23 protein-coding genes are annotated in these 21,249 nt (G+C 62.9%); 11 read left to right on the forward strand and 12 right to left on the reverse strand.

From position 1 onward, the window contains the following. Positions 1–484: 484 nt before the first annotated feature. Positions 485–1,528, forward strand: coding sequence for a DNA polymerase III subunit delta (gene holA, locus NKH54_RS28295; protein ID WP_023750940.1), 1,044 nt, complete (start codon positions 485–487; stop codon positions 1,526–1,528). Positions 1,529–1,800: 272 nt separating this feature from the next. Here the strand turns inward: holA and NKH54_RS28300 are convergent, their stop codons facing one another. The 5 genes from NKH54_RS28300 to mnmE form a co-directional block, all read right to left on the reverse strand. Next, the gene (locus tag NKH54_RS28300; protein ID WP_353029435.1) at positions 1,801–2,691 is read right to left on the reverse strand and encodes a ParB/RepB/Spo0J family partition protein; all 891 of its coding nucleotides are present in this window, start codon (positions 2,689–2,691) and stop codon (positions 1,801–1,803) included. Positions 2,692–2,753: 62 nt separating this feature from the next. After that, entirely contained in the window at positions 2,754–3,551 is a 798-nt protein-coding gene (locus tag NKH54_RS28305; RefSeq protein WP_353029436.1) for a ParA family protein, read from the reverse strand. Between the two features lie 65 nt (positions 3,552–3,616). Then, the gene (rsmG, locus tag NKH54_RS28310) at positions 3,617–4,249 is read right to left on the reverse strand and encodes a 16S rRNA (guanine(527)-N(7))-methyltransferase RsmG (protein ID WP_353029437.1); all 633 of its coding nucleotides are present in this window, start codon (positions 4,247–4,249) and stop codon (positions 3,617–3,619) included. Then, positions 4,246–6,120, reverse strand: coding sequence for a tRNA uridine-5-carboxymethylaminomethyl(34) synthesis enzyme MnmG (gene mnmG, locus NKH54_RS28315; protein ID WP_353029438.1), 1,875 nt, complete (start codon positions 6,118–6,120; stop codon positions 4,246–4,248). The genes rsmG and mnmG overlap by 4 nt, the downstream gene beginning before the upstream one ends. Before the next feature lie 331 nt (positions 6,121–6,451). Further along, the gene (gene mnmE / locus NKH54_RS28320; protein ID WP_353029439.1) at positions 6,452–7,774 is read right to left on the reverse strand and encodes a tRNA uridine-5-carboxymethylaminomethyl(34) synthesis GTPase MnmE; all 1,323 of its coding nucleotides are present in this window, start codon (positions 7,772–7,774) and stop codon (positions 6,452–6,454) included. A 62-nt stretch (positions 7,775–7,836) separates the two neighbouring features. Here mnmE and NKH54_RS28325 point away from each other — a divergent pair, with 62 nt between their 5' ends. Next, positions 7,837–7,905 carry a hypothetical protein gene (locus tag NKH54_RS28325; protein ID WP_353029445.1) on the forward strand — a complete coding sequence of 23 codons (69 nt, stop codon included), beginning with the start codon at positions 7,837–7,839 and terminating at the stop codon, positions 7,903–7,905. Between the two features lie 287 nt (positions 7,906–8,192). Here NKH54_RS28325 and yddG read toward each other — a convergent pair whose 3' ends face one another. The 4 genes from yddG to hemE form a co-directional block, all read right to left on the reverse strand. Then, positions 8,193–9,170, reverse strand: a complete 978-nt coding sequence (gene yddG / locus NKH54_RS28330) for an aromatic amino acid exporter YddG (protein ID WP_353029440.1) — start codon at positions 9,168–9,170, stop codon at positions 8,193–8,195. Positions 9,171–9,339: 169 nt separating this feature from the next. Next, entirely contained in the window at positions 9,340–10,605 is a 1,266-nt protein-coding gene (gene rho / locus NKH54_RS28335; protein WP_023672113.1) for a transcription termination factor Rho, read from the reverse strand. A 163-nt stretch (positions 10,606–10,768) separates the two neighbouring features. After that, on the reverse strand, positions 10,769–11,311 hold the full coding sequence (hemJ, locus tag NKH54_RS28340; protein ID WP_023692917.1) for a protoporphyrinogen oxidase HemJ: 543 nt from the start codon (positions 11,309–11,311) through the stop codon (positions 10,769–10,771). Continuing rightward, positions 11,311–12,342, reverse strand: coding sequence for a uroporphyrinogen decarboxylase (gene hemE, locus NKH54_RS28345; protein WP_023687594.1), 1,032 nt, complete (start codon positions 12,340–12,342; stop codon positions 11,311–11,313). The genes hemJ and hemE overlap by 1 nt, the downstream gene beginning before the upstream one ends. Before the next feature lie 283 nt (positions 12,343–12,625). On the opposite strand from hemE, the gene NKH54_RS28350 reads away from it, so the two are divergent. The 5 genes from NKH54_RS28350 to dnaQ all read left to right on the forward strand — a co-directional run bounded on the left by NKH54_RS28350 (position 12,626) and on the right by dnaQ (position 16,483). Further along, positions 12,626–13,564 carry a pyruvate, water dikinase regulatory protein gene (locus NKH54_RS28350; RefSeq protein WP_444848996.1) on the forward strand — a complete coding sequence of 313 codons (939 nt, stop codon included), beginning with the start codon at positions 12,626–12,628 and terminating at the stop codon, positions 13,562–13,564. A gap of 58 nt (positions 13,565–13,622) precedes the next feature. Beyond that, a complete protein-coding gene (locus tag NKH54_RS28355) occupies positions 13,623–14,222 on the forward strand; it encodes a Maf-like protein (RefSeq protein ID WP_023698100.1) in 600 nt (199 codons plus the stop codon). Then, entirely contained in the window at positions 14,215–15,042 is an 828-nt protein-coding gene (locus NKH54_RS28360; RefSeq protein ID WP_023698099.1) for a shikimate dehydrogenase, read from the forward strand. Before NKH54_RS28355 ends, NKH54_RS28360 begins: the two co-directional genes overlap by 8 nt. A 26-nt stretch (positions 15,043–15,068) precedes the next feature. Continuing rightward, positions 15,069–15,653: a dephospho-CoA kinase gene (gene coaE / locus NKH54_RS28365; protein WP_023698098.1), complete on the forward strand. Its 585-nt coding sequence runs from the start codon at positions 15,069–15,071 to the stop codon at positions 15,651–15,653. A gap of 125 nt (positions 15,654–15,778) precedes the next feature. Continuing rightward, positions 15,779–16,483: a DNA polymerase III subunit epsilon gene (gene dnaQ / locus NKH54_RS28370; RefSeq protein ID WP_023698097.1), complete on the forward strand. Its 705-nt coding sequence runs from the start codon at positions 15,779–15,781 to the stop codon at positions 16,481–16,483. Between the two features lie 262 nt (positions 16,484–16,745). Here dnaQ and secB read toward each other — a convergent pair whose 3' ends face one another. Together secB and NKH54_RS28380 are read right to left on the reverse strand one after the other, a co-directional pair. After that, entirely contained in the window at positions 16,746–17,246 is a 501-nt protein-coding gene (secB, locus tag NKH54_RS28375; RefSeq protein ID WP_023672105.1) for a protein-export chaperone SecB, read from the reverse strand. Positions 17,247–17,385: 139 nt separating this feature from the next. Then, positions 17,386–17,886: an FxsA family protein gene (locus NKH54_RS28380; protein ID WP_023698096.1), complete on the reverse strand. Its 501-nt coding sequence runs from the start codon at positions 17,884–17,886 to the stop codon at positions 17,386–17,388. Between the two features lie 196 nt (positions 17,887–18,082). Between NKH54_RS28380 and NKH54_RS28385 the strand changes: the two genes are divergently transcribed. The 4 genes from NKH54_RS28385 (at position 18,083) to NKH54_RS28400 (ending at position 20,844) form a co-directional block, all read left to right on the forward strand. After that, the gene (locus NKH54_RS28385; protein ID WP_353029441.1) at positions 18,083–18,781 is read left to right on the forward strand and encodes a Tim44/TimA family putative adaptor protein; all 699 of its coding nucleotides are present in this window, start codon (positions 18,083–18,085) and stop codon (positions 18,779–18,781) included. 79 nt (positions 18,782–18,860) lie between these two features. Continuing rightward, the gene (mltA, locus tag NKH54_RS28390) at positions 18,861–19,961 is read left to right on the forward strand and encodes a murein transglycosylase A (protein WP_352539090.1); all 1,101 of its coding nucleotides are present in this window, start codon (positions 18,861–18,863) and stop codon (positions 19,959–19,961) included. Beyond that, complete coding sequence (locus NKH54_RS28395; RefSeq protein WP_023692923.1) at positions 19,958–20,476, forward strand: Smr/MutS family protein; 519 nt, start codon at positions 19,958–19,960, stop codon at positions 20,474–20,476. Before mltA ends, NKH54_RS28395 begins: the two co-directional genes overlap by 4 nt. Further along, positions 20,476–20,844: a helix-turn-helix domain-containing protein gene (locus tag NKH54_RS28400; protein ID WP_023672100.1), complete on the forward strand. Its 369-nt coding sequence runs from the start codon at positions 20,476–20,478 to the stop codon at positions 20,842–20,844. Before NKH54_RS28395 ends, NKH54_RS28400 begins: the two co-directional genes overlap by 1 nt. 95 nt (positions 20,845–20,939) lie before the next feature. Here NKH54_RS28400 and NKH54_RS28405 read toward each other — a convergent pair whose 3' ends face one another. Beyond that, positions 20,940–21,146, reverse strand: coding sequence for a hypothetical protein (locus tag NKH54_RS28405; RefSeq protein WP_023672099.1), 207 nt, complete (start codon positions 21,144–21,146; stop codon positions 20,940–20,942). Positions 21,147–21,249: the final 103 nt, after the last annotated feature.

Raw genomic sequence — 21,249 nt, forward strand, 5'->3', positions numbered from 1 at the left:
TCGATATTTGCACATCCGCGCGCCCGGCACAGCGCCAATTCATGGGGCGCCGCAACCCATCCGGCGTCACGGCCGGCAGGCGACGCCAAGATGCAGATATGTCAGCGAAATTTCTTGTCGATGTTGGGGAGCAGCGCGCAATTAGGCGCAAAGTTTTGCAGGATTTCCGGCAGATAGTCACTTCACGGCCTCCGGGAGAGATGAAGGCACCAAGGTCGGCGAACTCGCGCTTTCCTCTCCCCGTGATCGGGGGAGAGGTGTCGAGCTAAGCTCGACGGAGTGGGGGTCGACCCTTGGGCGCTAGGCAATGCTTGAGATAGTGCCCTTCCTTTGTCCGTTCGCGGCGATTGCCACGTGGCTCCCCCACTCCGTCTCGGCTTCGCCGAGCCACCTCTCCCCCCTCCGGAGGGAGAGGAAGGGCAATAGGGTCTCGAACTCTCTGGAGAACGTTCACTCCGCCCTCTCCCCATGCTAACCACCGCTAATGGCGCAGAAAAAAGGATACGAAGTCGATTCGTGGCTGGCGAAGCCTGACGCGCGCATATCGATCGTCCTGCTTTACGGACCCGACCGCGGCTTGGTCGCCGAGCGGGCCAAAGCCTTTGCCGCGAAAACCGGCCTGTCGCTCGACGATCCGTTCTCCGTCGTCCGGCTCGACGGCGCGGAGGTCGATCGCGACCAGGGCCGGCTGCTGGACGAAGCCCGCACCGTGCCGATGTTCTCCGACCGGCGGCTTCTGTGGGTGCGCAACGCCAGCGGCCAGAAGCCGCTGGCTGAGGACGTCAAGGCGCTGACCGCGGAGCCCGCGCGCGACGCGATCATTCTCATCGAGGCCGGCGACCTGAAAAAAGGCGTCGGGCTGCGCGCCGTGGTCGAGGCGGCCGACAACGCCATGGCGCTGCCATGCTATGCCGATGAAGCGCGCGACATCGACAGCGTCATCGACGACGAGTTGCGCAAGGCCGGCATGTCGATGGCGCTCGACGCACGCCAGGCGCTGCGCCGCAATCTCGGCGGCGACCGGTTGGCCTCACGCGGTGAGATCGAAAAACTGGTGCTTTATGCCCACGGCCAGAAGGACATCAGCCTCGACGACGTAAGGGCGATGTCCGGCGACGTCTCCGGCGCCTCCTTCGACGACGCGGTCGATGCTGTGCTGGAGGGCAGGATCGGTGACTTCGACACCGCCTTCACCCGCCACTGCCTGTCCGGCGGCCATCCTTTCCTGGTACTGTCCTCGGCGATGCGGCAGCTGCAGCAGCTTCAGGTCATGCGCGGCCAGATGGACACCGCCGGCCGCAACGCCGCCTCGGCAGTGGCCGGCGCCCGTCCGCCGGTGTTTTTCTCGCGGCGCAAGCTGGTGGAGAAGGCGCTGGAGCGCTGGAACGTCGAGGCGCTCAGCCGCGCGCTGAACCGGCTGCAATCGGCCGTGCTGCAGACTAGGCGCAGGCCGGATTTGTCGGAAGCGCTGGCGCGGCAGGCGCTGCTCGGCATTGCGGTGGAGAGCGCGAGGCTGGCGCAGCGGTGATCTCCCCCCTTGAGGGGGAGATGTCGCCAAAGGCGACAGAGGGGGTCGCGGCGCGTGGAGCGCTGGCGCCTTTCGCAACGACAAACGAGGTCGGCGCTTGATGGGAGACGACCCTTCTGGCCTGCCGGCCATCTCCCCCTCAAGGGGGGAGATCAGCAGTTCGATCCCTTCGGCAATCGCCAATAAAAAGAAGAGCCGGCAACCGCCAAGCCCTTTCTTCATCCTAAGCCAGAACTTCATTCGCCGGCTAAATATGGCGCAACCCCAACCCTCTACCGCTCATCCTTCAACCGCCGGCATAGCTCGTCGAGCTGCTCCAGACTGCGGTAGTCCACGCGGATCGCGCCGCCCCTGCCCTTGTGCTCGATGGTGACGATCATGCCGATCGTGTTGGTCATCAGCTTTTCCAGCGCCAGCGTGTCGGCATCCTTGCCCGATACGCCGTGTGATGGTTTTGCCTTGGGCGGCGTGCCGCCCGCCGGCATCTGCGCCAGCGCTTCAGCCTGGCGCACCGAAAGCCCCTCCTCGACAATCTGCTTGGCGAGCCCAGCTGGATCCTGCGCCGTGACCAGCGTGCGGGCGTGACCGGCCGACAGCGCGCCGTCGACCAGCATGTCTCGGATGACGTCGGGCAGCTTCAGCAGCCGCAGCGTGTTGGCGACGTGGCTGCGGCTCTTGCCGATGACATTGCCGAGATCGGCCTGGGTGTAGCCGTGATCGTCGATCAACTGCTGGTAACCCAGCGCCTCCTCGACCGGATTGAGGTCGGTGCGCTGGACGTTCTCGATGATCGCCAGTTCGAGCGCCGTGCGGTCGTTGACGTCGCGCACGATGATCGGAATCTCGGTCAGCCCGGCGCGCTGCGCGGCGCGCCAGCGTCGCTCGCCGGCGATGATCTCATAGCGCCCGGCCTGCGTCGGCGAAGGCCGCGCCACCACCGGCTGCACCACGCCATGTTCGCGGATCGACTGGGCGAGATCGGTCAGGTCGGCGTCGCCAAAGTGCCGGCGCGGGTTTTTCGGGTTCGGGCTCAGGAATTCGATCGGCACCTTGCCGTCCGCATTCAAGCCCGGCTTTTCGGCCGCTGCCACCGGGCGGTCGATCTCCCCGATCAGCGCCGCCAGTCCACGCCCCAGTCTCTTTCTCGAAAGGTCTTCGCTCATCTCAATTCCAGATTCATGATCGTTTCGGTGCCGGATCGGCTTTGTTTATCGACCCTGCCTAATCATGCGGCGCGCAATTTTCGCTCGCGGCGGATCACTTCGGATGCCAATTGCAGATAGGCTTGGCTGCCTGAGCACTTGAGATCGTAGAGGATTGCCGGCTTGCCATAGGACGGCGCCTCGGACACCCGCACATTCCTAGGAATGATCGTCTCGTAGACCTTGTCGCCCATGTGTGCCCGCACGTCCTGCACCACCTGGTTGGCGAGGTTGTTGCGGCCGTCATACATTGTCAGCACGATGCCCTGGATGATCAGATCCGGATTGATCGAACGGCGCATCTGCTCGACCGTCTCCAGAAGCTGGCTTAGCCCTTCCAGCGCGAAGAATTCGCATTGAAGCGGCACAAGAACAGAATCGGCTGCCGCCATGGAATTCAACGTCAAAAGGTTGAGCGAGGGCGGGCAGTCGATCAGCACATAGCCGAACGGCGCACCGCGCTCGGTGGCGGCGCGCAGCGCGTTGCGCAGCTTAAGCACGCGATCCGGCGCCGAGGCGATTTCCATCTCGATGCCGAGCAGATCGAGCGTCGACGGCACGATCGACAGGCCGGGCACCGCCGTTGGAATGGCGGCCTCTTCCAGGCCCAGTTCGCCGGTCAGCACATCGTAGGAAGAGACGGTGCGGTCCTTGCGGTCGATACCGAGACCCGTCGAGGCATTGCCTTGCGGGTCGAGATCGACGATCAGCACCTTTTCGCCGATCGCGGCCAGCGCCGTGGCCAGATTGATGGCGGTGGTGGTCTTGCCGACGCCGCCCTTCTGGTTGGCGACGGTGATGATGCGAGGTCCGGTTTTCATGGGTCTGTGCCAGGTATTCATGTGGGCCAGGTATTCATTGCGTCGCCAAGGTTGCGAAGGAGAGCTTACGCCGTCCGCAGATCGGTCACTTCGAGGATGACGCCATGGGCGTCGGTCATGCTCGGATGTTCTACCAGATCGAAAGCCCAGCGGTGAGTGCTTTCTTCCACCTCGGAGCGGTAATCCCGGCCTTTGTGGAACAGCGCCCGCGATCCCTTGGTCAGCCACGGCGCCGACAGATCGAGCAGCGCCGGCAGCGCGGCCAGCGCCCGCGCCGTGATGATTTCCGGTTCGGAAACAAGCGCATAGCTGTCGTCGATGCGCCGGGCGACGACCCGTGCCGGCAAACCGAACTGGCCAATGACCGCCTGTAAAAACGATGCTTTCTTGCGGTTGCTCTCGACCAGATCGATCGACGCGCCATCGCGTTCGACCAGCAGGAAGGCCATTACCAGGCCCGGAAAACCGCCGCCCGAACCGAGATCGGCCCAGCGTTTGGCCTGCGGTGCGATTCGCGCCAGCTGCGCGCTGTCCAGAATATGGCGGCCCCAGACATCGTCCAGCGTCGACGGCGCGGCCAGATTGATGCTGCGGTTCCATTTCAGGAACAACTGTTCGAACGTCACCAACCGATCGAATGTTTCACGTGAAACCGTTCCCGCGGCCTCTTGCAGGCTCGCCCATGAGGCAGCGCTCACGCAACGGCCCTTTGGGCGGCCGATTCGGCGTTGCGGACGTGCGCGACGATGATGGCCAGCGCCGCCGGCGTCATGCCTTCCATACGCTGCGCGTCAGCGATCGACCGGGGCTGACGCGTTAGCATCTTCTGCTTCAGCTCATTGGACAGGCCAGGAACATCGGCGAAATCCACCGAGGCCGGGATCAGCCGGCTTTCCTCGCGGCGGATCTGTCCGACATCCGCCTGCTGGCGATCAAGGTAAACCGAATATTTCGCTTCCGTTTCGAGCCGCTCAGCGGTTTTTACGTCGATTGCGCCAAAGGCCGGCGCAACACGGGTCAGCCAGGCTATATTGACGCCGGGATGAGCGAGCAATTCGTAGGCGGAGCGGCGCACGCCGTCCCTGTTGATCTCCAGCCCATGCCGCGCCGCTTCGTTGGGCGTCATCGTTGTCGCAGCTGCGAGTTCGCGCGCCCTATCAAGATCCTGTGTGACTTGATTGAACCGCTGCGTCCGCTCCGGCGACACGATACCAAGCCGAATTGCCAGAGGCGTAAGCCTTTCATCGGCATTGTCGGCGCGCAGCGATAGGCGAAACTCCGCCCGCGAAGTGAACATGCGGTAGGGCTCGGCAATGCCGCGGCTGGTGAGGTCGTCGACCATCACACCGATATAGGCTTCGGTGCGGCTGAGCACGATTTGGTCGTCGGCCGCCGCCTTGCGCGCGGCGTTGAGCCCGGCGAGCAGGCCCTGCGCTCCGGCTTCTTCATAACCGGTGGTGCCGTTGATCTGACCGGCTAGGAAAAGCCCCGCAATACGTTTGGCCTCAAGCGTCGGCTCCAACTCGCGCGGATCGACATGGTCGTATTCGATGGCGTAGCCGGGCTGCAGCATGGTCGCCCGCTCTAGCCCGGGTATAGTTTTGAGAATGTCGAGTTGCACATCCTCGGGCAGGGAGGTCGAAATGCCATTGGGGTAGACCGTGTCGTCGTCCAGCCCTTCCGGCTCGAGGAATATCTGATGACCTTCTCGATCGCCGAACTTGACGATCTTGTCTTCGATCGACGGGCAATAGCGTGGTCCGACCCCCTCTATCGAGCCGGAATACATGGCGGAGCGGCCGAGATTGGCGCGGATCAGCTCGTGCGTCGCCGGTGTCGTACGCGTGATGCCGCAATGGATTTGCGGATTCTTGATTGTGTCGGTGAGCAGCGAGAACGGCACTGGATGTTCGTCGGCCGCCTGGCTTTCCAGCGACGCCCAGTCGATGGTGCGGCCATCGAGCCGCGGCGGCGTGCCGGTCTTCAGCCGTCCAAGCGCGAAACCGGCGCGGCTCATCGTCGCCGACAGGCCAAGGCTCGCCTGCTCGTTCATCCGCCCGGCGACAATCTTCCTGTCGCCAATGTGGATGAGGCCGCGAAGAAAAGTGCCGGTGGTCAGGACGACTGCACCGCACGCCAACCGGCGCCCGTCGGCCAGGAGCACAGCGGCGATCCGTCCTTCTTCGATCTCGAAATCCAAGACTTCGCCTTCGACGACGTCGAGACCGTTCTGCTGCCGAATCGCTTCCTGCATGGCCAGCCGGTAAAGCTTGCGGTCGGCCTGCGTGCGCGGCCCGCGCACGGCAGGGCCTTTGCGGCGATTGAGCAGGCGGAATTGGATGCCGGCAGCATCGGCGATGCGGCCCATCAGCCCGTCCATGGCGTCGATCTCACGCACCAGATGGCCCTTCCCGAGGCCGCCGATCGCCGGATTGCAGGACATGACACCGATCGTGTCGAAGCGCAGCGTGACCAGCGCGGTCCTGGCACCGGCGCGCGCGGCAGCGCTCGCAGCCTCGCACCCGGCATGGCCACCGCCCACCACAACCACATCATAGTGATCGATCATTGTCCCTTCCAGATTCAGAGATTTCCCGACACATGTCCCCACGAGAGGACGCTGTCAAGGATTGCAGGTTGATTCGTTCACGGGGAACGGAGTGCTGAAAGCCGCAGAGGTGTTTCACATGAGTCAGGGAAGCGGCGAAGCCTCGTTTGGCGCTGCCCCTTATCTATCTTCCGGCATCTTCTCCCCATGAACGGGGACAATGAGGGGCGGTGCAGGCTTTCGGCCACTTGCCCTTTTGCCAACCGTCTCGTTTCACGTGAAACGCACTTGGGCGGCCCCCTATGTTTCACGTGAGTCACTCATACCAGCGCCCCGTCATGTTTCACGTGAGTCACTTGCCAATGCAAAACTGCGAAAAGATCACGTCCAGCAGGTCCTCGACATCCACCGCGCCGACAATCCGGCCAAGCCGGTCCGCCGCAAGACGCAGCTCCTCCGCCCGCAGCTCCTGGCCGCGCTCTTGCCCGGACAAAGCCGAGATCAGAAAGTGCCTGGTCTCATTGAGCAGCTCCACATGCCGCAACCGAGACGGCAGGATGTCACCGGCATCGCCGATAGCAGCCGCGGCGCGCCTGCCGATCTCGGCCAGGAGTTCAGCCAGACCAGTGCCGTCCACCGTCGAGATCAACGCATCATAGGCCTTCAATCGCGGCGAACCTTTCAAGAGATCGACCTTGGTGCCGATTCTCAAAGCCGGGGCGTCGACAGGCATGTTGCCGATCGCAGTCGGGTCCGCCAGATCTTCCAGCAACAGCACCAGGTCAGCCGTGTGCGCCTTGGCCCGCGCCTTTTCGATACCGACCGCTTCGATCTTGCCGGGCGCCTCGCGCAGGCCCGCGGTGTCGGTTACCCTGACCAGCACTCCGTGGAGATCCAGCACCACTTCGAGCAAATCCCGCGTCGTGCCGGGCTCGTCGGTAACAATCGCCGCCTCACGCCTGGCTAGCGCATTGAACAGGCTGGATTTTCCGGCGTTCGGTGCACCGAGGATGACAACCTCAAACCCGTCACGGATGATCTCGGCGGCATGGAAGCCATCGACATGCCGGCCGATCTCGCCCACCATTGCGCGCACATCGGACCAAACCGTGTCCGAAACCGAACCGGGCACGTCGTCTTCGTCGGCGAAGTCGATTTCCGCCTCGATCATCGCCCGTGCATGGATCAGCCGACGGCGCCAGCCAAGATAGAGTTCGCCTTGCACTCCTTCGGCATTCTGCACGGCAAAGCGCCGTTGCGCTTCGGTTTCGGCATTGACCAGATCGGCCAACGCCTCCGTTTCGACCAGATCCAGCTTGCCGTTGAGAAGAGCCTGGCGCGTAAATTCACCAGGTTCCGCATGACGCACGCCCTCAAACGCGGCAATGATCTCCAGCATCTTGCCGGCGACGGCGCGACCGCCATGCACGTGGAACTCGGCGACATCCTCGCCGGTAAAGCTGTTCGGCCCCGGAAAAAGCAGCACCAGGCCGTTGTCGATAAGCGACCCGTCCACCGTTCGAAGCTTGCGCAGGGTCGCAACCCGGTCCTTGACCGTGCCACCGGCCACCGTTTCGACAACGAATCGAGTCCTCGGTCCGGAAATGCGGATGACAGCGATGCCGGCGGGCAGGCGCCCGCTGGAAAGCGCAACGATCGAATCGCCTGAAATCATTTGCCCGTTCTCACCGGTCGCCTAGCTGTCCGATCAAACAATCCCACAGTGTCGCGGCCGTCATGAACCGGCTGTTCGTCAATATCAAGGACGATCGCGAGGAGCGGCCGGACATTACCAAATCTGTATAGCCGCCTTGTCATCCATGTGCGAGCAGGCGGGCCTAATCCCGACGCCAAGCAGTTCTGGGCGGGCCAGCAAGCCCTACGGCAGGCCGGCATCGTCAATGCCTGTTCCTGGCCCGCGACCGTGAAGCTGGAGCCCATCGCCCAATGGAGCAAGCCTCATTCCGGTTGCGAATCGGAAATTCCGACCGCGTCACGCCTATCGCCTTCGCGATCGGAACGGATGCGAATCGACTTACATTGGCCAGTGGCTTCCGACCGCAGACCGGCAGACCGGAGCTATGCACCGGCTATCATGCCCGTGGGGCCGGATCCGTAGGAACCGAGCCGCTGTTGCGACCCCGGCAACCCGTGTTTCCGTCCAAGGCCGAAGGAAGCCGCGTCACATCAATGGATGGCGGCCGCGGCGCGAACAGCAAATCCTTGGCTGCGACCACCGCTCCGACCGTGATCAGGATGCAAGCAACAGCCACCGACCAGTGAAACACACCAAAGCCTGCCAGCAGAAGCACGATGACCGAGAAGAGGGGCGCCGCGTAGGAGAGGGCGCCGAGGATCATCATGTCGCCGTGCTTGCAGCCATAGTCCCAGGCGTAAAAGCCGGCGCCTAGCGGTATTACGCCCAAGATGACGATGGCGCTCCACTGCGTCGCCGTCTGTGGCCAGACGGTAGCCTCAAGCGTCAGGTGCAGCACCAAGGCGACCGCAGCCGTGATGAAGCAGTAACCGGCGACGACATCGGTCGGCACCTTGCCAAAGCGGCGCGATAAAACCGAATAGCCGGCCCAGATGAAAGCGCAGAACAGCGCGATGACATGCCCCTTCATCACACCATTGGCCAGTCCGATCGTGCCGCCCTTGGTGATCACCACAATGGCGCCGGCAAGGCCGAGCACGACGCCGGCGATGTGATGGGCCCTAAGCTTTTCTCCAGGCAGGAAGGCGGCAAAGACGACGATCAGCAACGGCCAGAGATAGGCGATCAGGCTGACCTCGACCGGCGGCGCCGACTGGATGGCGAAGAAATAGGCGCAGTGATAGATGCACAGCCCCGCTGTGCCGAGCGCCCAGACCTGCCACGGCTGGCGCAGCGACTTGGTCGCCGCCGGACGGACAAGCCAGCTCGACGCGCCGACCAACCCGCCAAGCAGAAATGTCATCGCCGCCAGCTGAAAGGGCGGAATCGGTCCAGCCGCAGTCGAAAGCAGCGCCAGGAACGACCATGTCAGAATGGCCGAGAAGCCGATCAGGGTCGGGATTGTTTTCTTCATGCGGCCTCCGATCTTCGAGACGGATTACTCGCATGACGACGGCGATGGAAATTGCCGCCCAAGGCCACGCCCTGTCGGAAATGCGACCTGTTTGCCCCCGCAATGAAAAACCCCGTCCCGGTTTCCCGGAACGGGGTTTCATGCATGACCGATGATCCGGTGAAACTGCTTACGTGTTCATTGAATCGAAGAAATCGGCGTTGGTCTTGGTCTGCTTCAGCTTGTCTATCAGGAACTCGATCGCGTCGGTGGTTCCCATCGGCGCCAGGATGCGGCGCAGGACGAAGATCTTCTGCAGATCCTGCTTGGAGACCAGCAGGTCCTCCTTGCGGGTGCCTGACTTCAAGATGTCCATGGCCGGGTAGATGCGCTTGTCGGCGACCTTGCGGTCGAGCTGGATTTCGCAGTTGCCGGTGCCCTTGAACTCTTCGAAGATGACTTCGTCCATGCGGCTGCCGGTGTCGATCAGCGCGGTGGCGATGATCGTCAGCGAGCCGCCTTCCTCGATGTTGCGGGCCGCGCCGAAGAAGCGCTTCGGCCGCTGCAGCGCGTTGGCGTCGACACCGCCGGTCAGCACCTTGCCGGAGGACGGCACAACGGTGTTGTAGGCACGGCCGAGGCGGGTGATCGAATCGAGCAGAATAACGACGTCGCGGCCATGCTCGACCAGGCGCTTGGCCTTTTCGATGACCATTTCGGCGACCTGGACGTGGCGCACCGCCGGTTCGTCAAAGGTCGAGGACACGACCTCGCCCTTCACCGAACGCTGCATGTCGGTCACTTCTTCTGGCCGTTCGTCGATCAGAAGTACGATCAGATAGCATTCCGGATGATTGGCCGTGATCGAGTGGGCGATATTCTGCATCAGCACCGTTTTACCGGTACGCGGCTGCGCGTTGATGAGCGCGCGCTGTCCCTTGCCGATCGGCGCCACCAGGTCGATCACCCGCGACGAGATGTCCTTGCCGGTCGGATTGTCGATCTCCATCTTCAGCCGCTTGGTCGGATAGAGCGGCGTCAGATTGTCGAAATGGATCTTGTGACGGATCTTTTCGGGATCGTCGAAATTGATCGTGTTGACCTTGAGAAGGGCGAAATAGCGCTCGCCCTCTTTTGGGCTGCGGATCGGCCCTTCGACGGTATCGCCGGTCTTCAAGGAGAAGCGGCGGATCTGCGAGGGCGAGATGTAGATATCGTCGGGACCCGGCAGATAATTGGCGTTGGCTGAGCGCAGGAAGCCGAAACCGTCCTGCAGCAACTCGACCACACCATCGCCGATGATCTCGACGTCCTGGGCGGCCAGTTTCTTCAGGATGGCAAACATCAGTTCCTGCTTGCGCATGACGCTGGCGTTTTCCACTTCGAGCGATTCGGCATAGGCGATCAGCTCTGGCGGCTTCTTGTTCTTGAACTCTGCGAGTTTCATTTCTTGCATAGACGGACTCTGAATCTGCTTTGGGGAAAATATATCGGCTGGATGCGATAAATGCCGGGCGCGGCCGAAAGCAATCAAGGGCGGCGCATGACGGGAAGGAAGACCCGTCTTTTATCGTCGGTCGGGGGAAAGAGCAAGCTGCGTTTTGTCGACCGAAATGGGCCTAGAACGGCTTGACGACAACCAGGATGACGATGGCTATCATCAGCAATGTGGGGATCTCGTTGACGATTCGCCAGTGCCGCGCCGGTTTTTCATTGCGGTCCTCGGCGAATTTCCTGACAGCACCGGCCAGATAGCCATGCACGCCCGACAGCAACAGCACCAAGCCCATCTTGGCGTGCAGCCAGCCGCCGTGAAAGCCAAACACTTTCCAGGCAAGCCAAAGCCCGAACACCCAGGTGACAATCATCGCCGGATTGATGATGCCGCGCAGCAGACGCCGCTCCATCACCTTGAAGGTCTCCGATTGGACGGACCCCTTCTCTGCGTCGGCGTGGTAGACCAGCAATCGCGGCAGATAGAGCATGCCGGCCATCCAGGAGATGACGGCCAGGATATGGATTGCCTTCGCCCAGGGATAGAAACCCTCAGGCGCAAAGAAAAACAAAAGTGCGGTGAGAACAACCAGCACTCCGATGCCGATGGTCATGCGCATCATCGCCCCACGAGTGCTGTTGCCGCCCGTATTATCCGATTGAGCCATCAGCGTGTCGCGCTCCGCACCTGCTTCACCATCGCCTCGACATGCGCCACCGGCGTCTCCGGCGTAATGCCATGGCCGAGATTGAAGATCAGCGGTCCGTCGCCCAGCGCCTTGAGGATCGCATCGACGCCGTCCGACAGGGCTTTGCCGCCAGCCACAAGCCGCAAGGGATCGAGATTGCCCTGGACCGCACCTGAATGCTGCAGTTCGTTCGCAGCCGACAGGGGCACGGTCCAGTCGATCCCCAGCCCCGTCACCCCGGTCTTCTCACGATAGGTCTCGTAGCGGGCGCCGGCGCCCTTGGGAAAGCCTATGATCGGAACATCGCGATGAACCGCACGAACTTGCCTGACGATCTCCGCCACCGGTTGCACGCAGAACTGCTCGAAAGACGCATCATCAAGCACGCCGGACCAGGAATCGAAAATCTGCACCACGTCGGCACCGGCTTCGATCTGGCGGATCAAATAGGCCGCGGAGTGATCGGCGAGCACTTTCAGGAGATGCTTGAAGGCCGTCGGTTCGCGATAGGCAAACAGCCGCGCCGGCGCTTGGTCGGGTGTGCCGTGGCCGGCGATCATGTAGGTCGCCACCGTCCACGGCGCGCCGCAGAAGCCGATCAGCGTGGTCTCGTCAGGCAATCTTGCCCGCAGCCGGCGAACCGTCTCGTAGACCGGTTCGAGATTCACGTGAAACGTTTCGCCGTTGAGAGCCGAAATCTCAGCTGCAGTGATTGGCGTCAGCAGCGGCCCGCGGCCCTCCTCGAAGCGGACATCGCGCCCCAGCGCATGCGGCACGACCAGAATGTCCGAGAACAGGATCGAGGCATCGAAGCCAAAGCGCTCGATCGGCTGCAGCGTCACCTCAACGGCCAGATCAGGATTGTAGCAAAGATCGAGGAAGGACCCGGCGCGCTTTCTGGTCTCGCGGTACTCCGGCAGATAGCGCCCGGCCTGGCGCATCATCCAGAGCGGCGGCGGAAACACTGCCTCGCCTCTCAGCACGTCCAGCACGATGCGGTTCTCGGGCATTGAGCGCTCTCTTCCCTGCCTTCTCTATAATTAAATAGTCTATTTCTAGAATCTTCTGATTCTAAGAGTCTGTTGGTATCGGTGGTTGTCACCTGTCCCGCTTTGCCCTGGAAAAGGCCAGCCAGCATTTTGTCGCGTGTTTCTTCCGCGGGATTGGCAAAGACTGTGGATGACCAGGATTCCATCACTGGAGTCAATGGTTTGGCGTAGCAGCTGAAAAACCGCCTCTGTGGATGAAGCGCTGGCAAAAACGCCCGTCCCCAGATTTGTCCCCAGCCGCACCGTGGAGCTGACAGCGCATCGAATTGTGGACAACTGGCCTTCTGATACAGTCGCCTCCAGCCGGTCGCCTTTGCGGTCCCTATTTATCCACACAAGCCCACAGCCTGAGGCGCCCCCTGTGAACAAACCCCAGAGCTTCTTTCATCTGCACCTGATTTCCGACGCCACCGGCGAGACGCTGCTGGCGGCCGGCCGAGCCGCCTCGGCGCAATATAAGGATGCGCGAGCCATCGAGCATATCTATCCGCTCATCCGCACCGAAAAGCAGGTGGCGAAAGTCTTCGAGGACATAGAGGAGGAACCGGGCATCATCCTCTACACCGTCGTCGACCAGAAGCTGGCGCGCGGCATTGACGAGCGCTGCGCCACCATGGGGCTGCCCTGTGTTTCGGTGCTGGAGCCGGTCCTCACCGTCTTCCAGTCCTATCTTGGCACGCCGGCCGGCCGCCGCGTCGGCGCCCAGCATGTGCTCGACGCCGAATATTTCCACCGTATCGACGCACTCAATTTCACCATGGAGCATGATGACGGCCAGCTGCCGCTCAATATGGACGACGCGGATGTGGTGCTGATCGGCATTTCCAGGACATCGAAGACGCCGACCAGCATCTATCTCGCCAACCGCGGCATCAAGACCGCCAACATCCCGATCGTGCTCGGCGTGCCGGTGCCCGAAAGCCTGGTCGCTGCCACCAAGCCGCTGATCGTCGGGCTGATCGCCACCGCCGAACGCATCTCGCATGTCCGGCAGAACCGCGTGCTCGGCAACAGCAGCACCTACGAAGCGACCGATTATGTCGACCGTGCCTCGATCGCCGAAGAGCTCGCCTATGCCCGCCAGATCTGCACCCGCCACAATTGGCCGATGATAGACGTCAGCCGCCGCTCGATCGAAGAGACCGCGGCAGCCATTGTTGCCCTGCGGGGGAAGAATAGATGATGGGATGGCAACGCGACCTCCTGCCCCAATCAACCACTATCGACCAGGCCCAGAACCCATGACCGAAAAAATCATCCTCGCCTCCGGCAGCCCGTTCCGCAAAGCAATGCTCATCAATGCCGGGCTCGGCATCGAAGCGGTGCCTGCCGATGTCGACGAGCGTGCGCTCGAGGCGCCGTTGCAGGACAGCGGTGTGTCGCCGGAAGATGTCGCCCTGATACTCGCCGAAGCCAAGGCGACCGAGGTCAGCGAACGCAGATCGGGCGCCTTGGTGCTCGGCTGCGACCAGACTTTGTCACTGGGAGATGAAGTGTTCCACAAGCCGGCCGACATGGAAGGCGCCCGCCGCCATCTGTTGGCGCTGTCAGGCAAGACGCATCAGCTGAACAGCGCCGCCGTGCTCTGCCGCAACGGCAAGGTGCTGTGGCGCCATGTCGGCATCGCCAGCCTTACCATGCGCAAGCTCGATCCGGCCTTCGTCGGCCGGCACCTGGCCCGCGTCGGCGCCAAGGCGTTGTCGAGCGTCGGCGCCTACCAGATCGAGGGCGAAGGCATCCAGCTGTTCGAAAAGATCGAAGGCGATTATTTCACCATTGTCGGCCTGCCCCTGTTACCGGTGCTGGCGGAATTGCGTGCGCTCGGAGCCATCGATGGTTGAGAAAAAAGCTTTCGTCACCGGCCATCCGATCGCGCATTCGCGCTCGCCGAAGATCCACGGCTATTGGCTGAACACATACGGCATCGACGGCAGCTATTATGCGATCGATGTCGCGCCGGCCGATTTTCCCGAGTTCCTCTCGTCGCTCGAGGCCAATGGCTATCAGGGCGGCAACGTCACCATTCCACACAAGGAAGTCGCCTTCGCCCGGGTCGAGCGCCGCGACGAAGCGGCGGAGATGATCGGCGCGGTCAACATGCTGTGGCTGGACGACGGCGTGCTGTGGGGCGGCAATTCGGACTGGATCGGCTTTGCCGGCAATCTCGACGAGCATGCCCCGGGCTGGGAGAGAAACGCTCCGGCCGTGGTGCTCGGCGCCGGCGGCGCGTCGCGCGCGGTCATCCACGCGCTTAAAGTGCGCGGCATCAACGATATCCGCATCGTAAACCGCACACTGGCGCGGGCGCAGGAACTCGCCGACCGCTTCGGGGCCGGCGTCTCGGCGCATGGCGCGGTCGGCGACTTGCTTGGCGATGCCGGCTTGCTGATCAACACGACGGCACTTGGCATGCATGGCGATGCGACGCTGGCCGCCGATCCGGCCGGCCTGCCAGCTCACGCCATTGTCGCAGACATCGTCTATGTGCCGCTGGAAACACCGCTGCTTGCCGCTGCCCGCGCGAGAAATTTGAAGACGGTCGACGGGCTCGGCATGCTGTTGCACCAGGCTGTGCCCGGTTTCGAACGCTGGTTCGGCAAGATGCCGCAGGTCACGCCTGAGTTGCGACAGATGATCGTCGCCGACATCCTCGCCAAATGATGGGTCGCAATGATGGGCGCCAAATGATGACCGTGCTCGGCCTCACCGGATCGATCGGCATGGGCAAGTCGACGACGGCGAAAATGTTCGTCGACGCCGGCGTGCCGGTGCATGACTCCGACGAGACCGTGCATCGCCTCTATGCCGGCAAGGCAGCACCTCTCGTCGAGGCGGCCTTTCCCGGCACCGTGATTGCCGGTTCGGTCGACCGCACCGAGTTGGCGCGCCGCGTGCTCGGCAACGCTGCTGCGCTGAAGACATTGGAGGCGATCGTCCATCCGCTGGTGCGGGCCGATGCCGATGCCTTTCTGGCAAGGCACCGCGCCGCCGGCGCGCCGCTCGTCGTGCTCGACATTCCGCTGCTGTTCGAAACCGGCGGCCGCAACCGTGTCGACAAGGTCGTCGTCGTCACCGCGCCGGCCGATATCCAGCGCGCCCGCGTGCTGGCGCGTCCTGACATGAGTGAGGAAAAGCTGGCGGCAATCCTGGCCAAGCAGGTGCCCGACGCCGAAAAGCGCCGGCAGGCCGATTTCGTCATCGACACCGGTGAAGGCATGGACGCCGCCCGCACCGCGGTCGGCGCGATCATTGCCGAGCTCTCAGGACGCTGAGCTCGCCTGCTAACTCCTGGGGGATAAGTCGCGCCCATCAGGCCCCTGACGGCAGGCTGTCGGCATTACCCATTGCCATTTTGTTCCGCTCCATGATTCTACTCCTCCAGGAGTAGGTTGATTCTATGCGTGAAATCATTTTCGATACCGAAACCACCGGACTCGACATGCGCGACGACCGCATCATCGAGCTTGGCGGCGTCGAGCTGGTCAACCGCTTCCCGACCGGCCGCACCTTCCACAAATTCATCAATCCGCAGGGGCGCGCCGTCCATGTCGAGGCGCAAGCCGTGCACGGCATCAGCGCCGCCGACCTCGTCGGCAAGCCGACCTTTGCCGAAATCGCCGAGGAATGGCTCGCCTTCACCGACGGCGCCAAGCTCGTCGCCCACAACGCCAGTTTCGACATCGGCTTCCTCAACACGGAATTCGGGCGGCTCGGCCAGCCGGCCATAGACACCGGGCGCGTCGTCGACACGCTGGCGCTGGCGCGGCGCAAGCATCCGATGGGCCCTAATTCGCTCGACGCGCTCTGCCGCCGCTACGGCATCGACAACGGCCACCGCACCAAGCACGGCGCGCTGCTCGATTCCGAGCTCCTGGCCGAAGTCTACATCGAACTCATCGGCGGCAAGCAGGCCGCACTTGTCCTCGACGCCGTCGTGGTGCAGCTCAACAGCAATGGCGACGTTGCCGATATCGACATCTCGATCGCCGCCAGGCCAATCGCCCTGCCGCCGCGCCTGACCGAGGGCGAGCGAGCGGCGCATGCGGGGCTGGTGGCGACGCTCGGTGAAAAGGCGCTGTGGCTGAAGGTGGCGGCGGGGTGAACGGATCGCGGAGGTAGCGTTCCGTCACACCCCTCTCTGGCCTGCCGGCCATCTCCCCCTCAAGGGGGGAGATCAGCAGCTTCGCCGCTCCAGCCCATTCCTGCAACGTCTAAATTTGGCGAAGGTCGCGATGACGGCCAATCTCCCCCCTTGAGGGGGAGATGCCTGGCGAGGCAGAGGGGGTGCTGTCCCGCCAGCATCTCAGTATACTAAAAGCCCGGCACGAAGCCGGGCTTTCAACTCATGCGCGTGACGCTTGCCTTCAGCTCACCTTGACCTTCGATGCCGCCTGGTCCTCGGCCAGCTTCTGCTGGAACATCTGTGCAAAATCGATCGGGTCGAGCATCAACGGCGGGAAGCCGCCATTGCGGGTGGCTTCGGCGATGATCTGGCGGGCGAACGGGAACAAAAGCCGCGGGCATTCGATGAACAGGATCGGCAGCATGTGCTCCTGCGGGAAGCCGGCGATGGCGAAGACGCCGCCATAGACCAGTTCGACATTGAACAGCACTTCCTGGTCGAAGGACGCCTTGGCGTTCAAGGTCAGATTGACGTCGAACTGCTTGTCGGAGAGCGGGTTGGCGTTGACATTGACGTTGATCGCAATGCCTGGGGCCTTGTCGCGGCCGCGCAGCGAGTTCGGCGCGCCGGGGCTTTCGAAGGACAGGTCCTTCACATACTGGGCAAGCACGTTGAGCGACGGCTGCGCCGTTTCGCCGTTGCCGTTGGCGGCGCCGACCGGCGCGTCATCTTTGCTGGCCATGAGCCTTGTTCCTTTTGCCTGGACAGCAGCGCTGACCGAATTGAAATCGGGCGTTGGCTAGCATGGTCGGCAAGACAAGACAAGGTTTGCCGCCTTCAGGCCGAAAGGGGTCAATAGTCAGTCGTTGGCAAGGTGACGTTCAGTCGTCCTTCAGGCGGCGCCACGGCGAGTTATGGTCGGGACCGCGCTTGAAATCGTCCTCGCGCGAATAGTCGCGGTCGTCGAGGTCGATGACCTTGTCGCGCGACCTGCCGCGAAAACCGCCGGCGGTGAAATCGGTCGCGACGACGATGCGGCCCTTGAGCTTGCGCCAGGCAAGGTCGCGCACCGGCGGCAGGAACAGCAGCAGGCCGATAATATCGGTAATGAAGCCAGGGATGATCAACAGGATCGCGGCGACCACGATCATGGCGCCATGCGCGAGCTGGCGGCTGGGGTCGCCGCCGCCGGCCATCTCGGCGCGGACCCGCGCCATGACGCCAAAACCCTGGTGCCGGAGCAGAAGCACGCCGGCAATGCTTGAAGCCAGCACCAGGCCGACCGTGGCGAGCGCCCCGACCTCGCGGCCGACAATGACGAAACCGGCGATTTCCAGCAGCGGCAGCGCAAGCAGGAACAGAGGAAGGAAGGAAATGCGCAAGTCTTGACCGATCGTTTCCATGTTTGCCGGGCGGCGCATAATCGCCGCTGGCACTGAGGCCGTTAGATAGGTATGCCTGCCTTTGATTTGAATGATTGCGCCATGCGTTCTATATGCTTTGCATGTTTAACGCCATGCGACCGCCGCCCGATTGGCTGGCGGTCCCGGCCAAGTCAGGGATTGATTGGCGAAAGATATGGGATTCTTCGACTTCGGCACCATTTTCTTTCTGATTGCGGCGGTGGTGATCTTTTTCCAGCTGCGCAACGTGCTTGGCCGCCGCACGGGCAGCGAGCGCCCGCCCTTCGATCCGTACACGGCCAGCCGCACCGAGAAGGACGCGACCCAGAAGCCCGAAAATGTGGTTTCGCTGCCACGCAAGCGCATGCCGGGCGAGACCGAGACCTACGCGGCCATCGATGCCTTCGCCAAGCCCGACACCGACCTCAACAAGGGCCTGCGCGCGATCAAGGATAATGATCCCTCCTTCGACCCCAAAGTCTTCGTCGACGGCGCCAAGATGGCCTACGAGATGATTGTCATGGCCTATGCCGATGGCGACCGAAAAACGCTGAAGAACCTGTTGTCGCGCGAGGTTTTTGACGGCTTCGTTGCCGCGATTGGCGACCGCGAGGCGAAAGCCGAAAAGATCCAGTCCTCCTTCGTCGGCATCGACAAGGCCGACATCGTCTCGGCCGAGATGAAGGGCGGCGAGGCCCACATCACGCTGCGCATCGTGAGCGAACTGATTTCGGCGACCCGCGACAAGGCGGGTGCCGTCATCGATGGCGATCCCGAGACGGTGGCCGAGGTCAAGGATGTCTGGACCTTCGCCCGCGACACACGCTCGCGCGATCCGAACTGGAAGCTGGTCGCCACCGAGGAAGAAGACTGAGCCTATGCATGTCGCCCGGTGCGGGCAGCTTTTTTGGGATAGCGACATGCAGGCAAACATCGGCAGTGGCGAGGCTGAGGTGTCGCTCTCGCCGCTTTTCGTGGAAAAGTCCTTCGATGATCTTCCCGGTTGGAATTCCGATGACCATCTGCCCGCTTTCGAAGCCTTCCGCCGTTCGGCCTTTCATGTCCTGAACAAGCCCTACCGCACCGGTTCGTTGGGCGTCCGGTTCAACGCGTTTGCCGGCGCCTATGACGAGGCGCGCACCGTTTCGCCGGCGAATCGGTCGGCGGCCAAGGCTTTTTTCGAGCGCCATTTCGCCCCGGTCCAGATTCGATCCGAAAACCTCGGCCTGGTCACCGGCTTCTACGAGCCCGAGGCCGAGGCCTCACCAGTGCGCACGGATGAATTCACGGTGCCGCTGCTGGCGCGGCCTTCCGATCTCGTCGACATCGATGATGCCAACCGTCCTCGAGGGATGGACGACTATCTCGCCTTCGCCCGCGATACGCCGCAGGGCCTGGTGGAGTATTTCGACCGCAGTGAGATCGAGAGAGGCGCGCTGGCCGGCCAAGGCCTGGAAATCGCCTGGCTTGCCGACAAGGTCGACGTCTTCTTCATCCATGTGCAAGGTGCGGCCAGGCTGAAGATGACCGACGGCCGGCTTTGCCGCGTCACCTACGCCGCCAAATCCGGCCAACGTTTCAGCGGTCCGGGGAAGATTCTCGCCGAACTCGGCGAAATCCGACTGGAAAAAGTGACGATGCAGTCTATCCGCGCCTGGTTCAGGGCGCATCCGGATCGCGTCGACGAGATCCTCTGGCAGAACCGCTCCTACATCTTCTTTCGCGAAGCCGATGTCGACGATGCCGCACTCGGTCCTATCGCCGCCGCCAAGGTGCCGTTGACGCCCGGCCGCTCGCTCGCCGTCGACCGGCTGCTGCATACGTTCGGCACGCCCTTCTACATCGACGCTCCGTCGCTGACCGCCTTCGATGGAAAACCGTTCCGGCGGCTGATGATTGCGCAGGACACCGGTTCGGCCATCACCGGGCCGGCGCGGGGCGATCTGTTCGCCGGCTCCGGCGATGCGGCCGGCGAGATCGCCGGCGTCGTTCGCAATGCGGCCGATTTCTATGCCTTGGTTCCACGCGCTCTCGTTTCGGAATCGAATCGATGAACAAGCGCCCCGATAAACTCAATGAAGACGACCGGGTGCTGTGGAACCTGGTGGCGCGCACCGCCCGACCGTTGAAGGGCCGGACTGCGGTCGAGATTCCCGACATTGTCGTCGACCCCAAGCCGGCACAGACGCCGGTCGCTGTCGGTCCGGTCCTCGCCGCCAAGCCGAAGGCGCAGCATGTATCGCACGCGCTGGACGAGCCGACATTGGACAAGCTGAAGAAGGGCCGGCTGCCGATCGAAGGCCGCGTCGATCTGCATGGCATGACCCAGGACGAGGCCTATTCGCTGCTGTTTTCGTTCCTGCACCGGGCCCATGCCGGCGGGGTCCGCTATGTCCTAGTCATTACGGGAAAAGGGTCGTCGTCGGGCGGCGACGGCGTCTTGCGGCGCGCCGTGCCTGCCTGGTTGTCGACGCCTGCCTTCCGGCCGCTGGTCTCCAGCCACGATCACGCCGCCCGCAACCACGGCGGTTCGGGCGCGCTCTACGTTCGGCTCAGGCGAACCCGCTGATGACGCCGTTCGGCGAAAAACTGCGGGCGCTTCGAGCCGAGCGCGGCTTGCGCCAGAAGGACATGGCGCAGGCGATCGGAGTCAGCGCCGCCTATCTGTCGGCGCTGGAACATGGCCGCCGCGGCGCGCCGACCTGGACGCTGATCCAGAAGATCATCGGCTATTTCAACGTCATCTGGGACGATGCCGAAGAGCTGGCGCGTCTGGCCGAGGCCTCACATCCGCGGGTGAGACTCGATACGTCCGGCCTCAGTCCTGCTGCCACCGAGTTGGCCAATCTGTTGGCCGAAAACATCGAGAAGCTGGACGAAGCCGAGCTTGCCCGCATCACCGGCTCGATCCGGGCGGCACTGGAGCGGCGTAAGTAGGGCGGCGCCAAGGCCACGAATGCTCATCAATAGCGCCGGCATTTCATCCTGAAGGCGATGCCCGCCGGCCGTTAGCCAGCGGGCATATAGCGAGATTACTTCGCGCCGGCCTGGCCGCCACGGCCGCCAGTGCTGTCATGATCGCCGCCGCGACCGCCACCCAGGCAGTCCGAGGTGAGATCGCAACAGCGATTGCCCCACTGGTTGTTCTTGGCGCAGCCGGTCTGGTCGGCCATAGCGGATCCGGCCAGGGACGATACCGCGATGGCGGCGAGGAAAGCATTACGCAGGAAAGCAGTCATTTGAAGTCTCCATGGTTGGGTTTCTGTTTACGGCTGTGTGTCGCCGCTGGAGACGGTTTGGTTCACGCAGGTAGCGAAATTTTTTGAGGAGGCGTTTCGAGAG

This window comes from Mesorhizobium sp. M1004 (genome assembly GCF_040318795.1).
Taxonomy (GTDB): Bacteria; Pseudomonadota; Alphaproteobacteria; order Rhizobiales; family Rhizobiaceae; genus Mesorhizobium.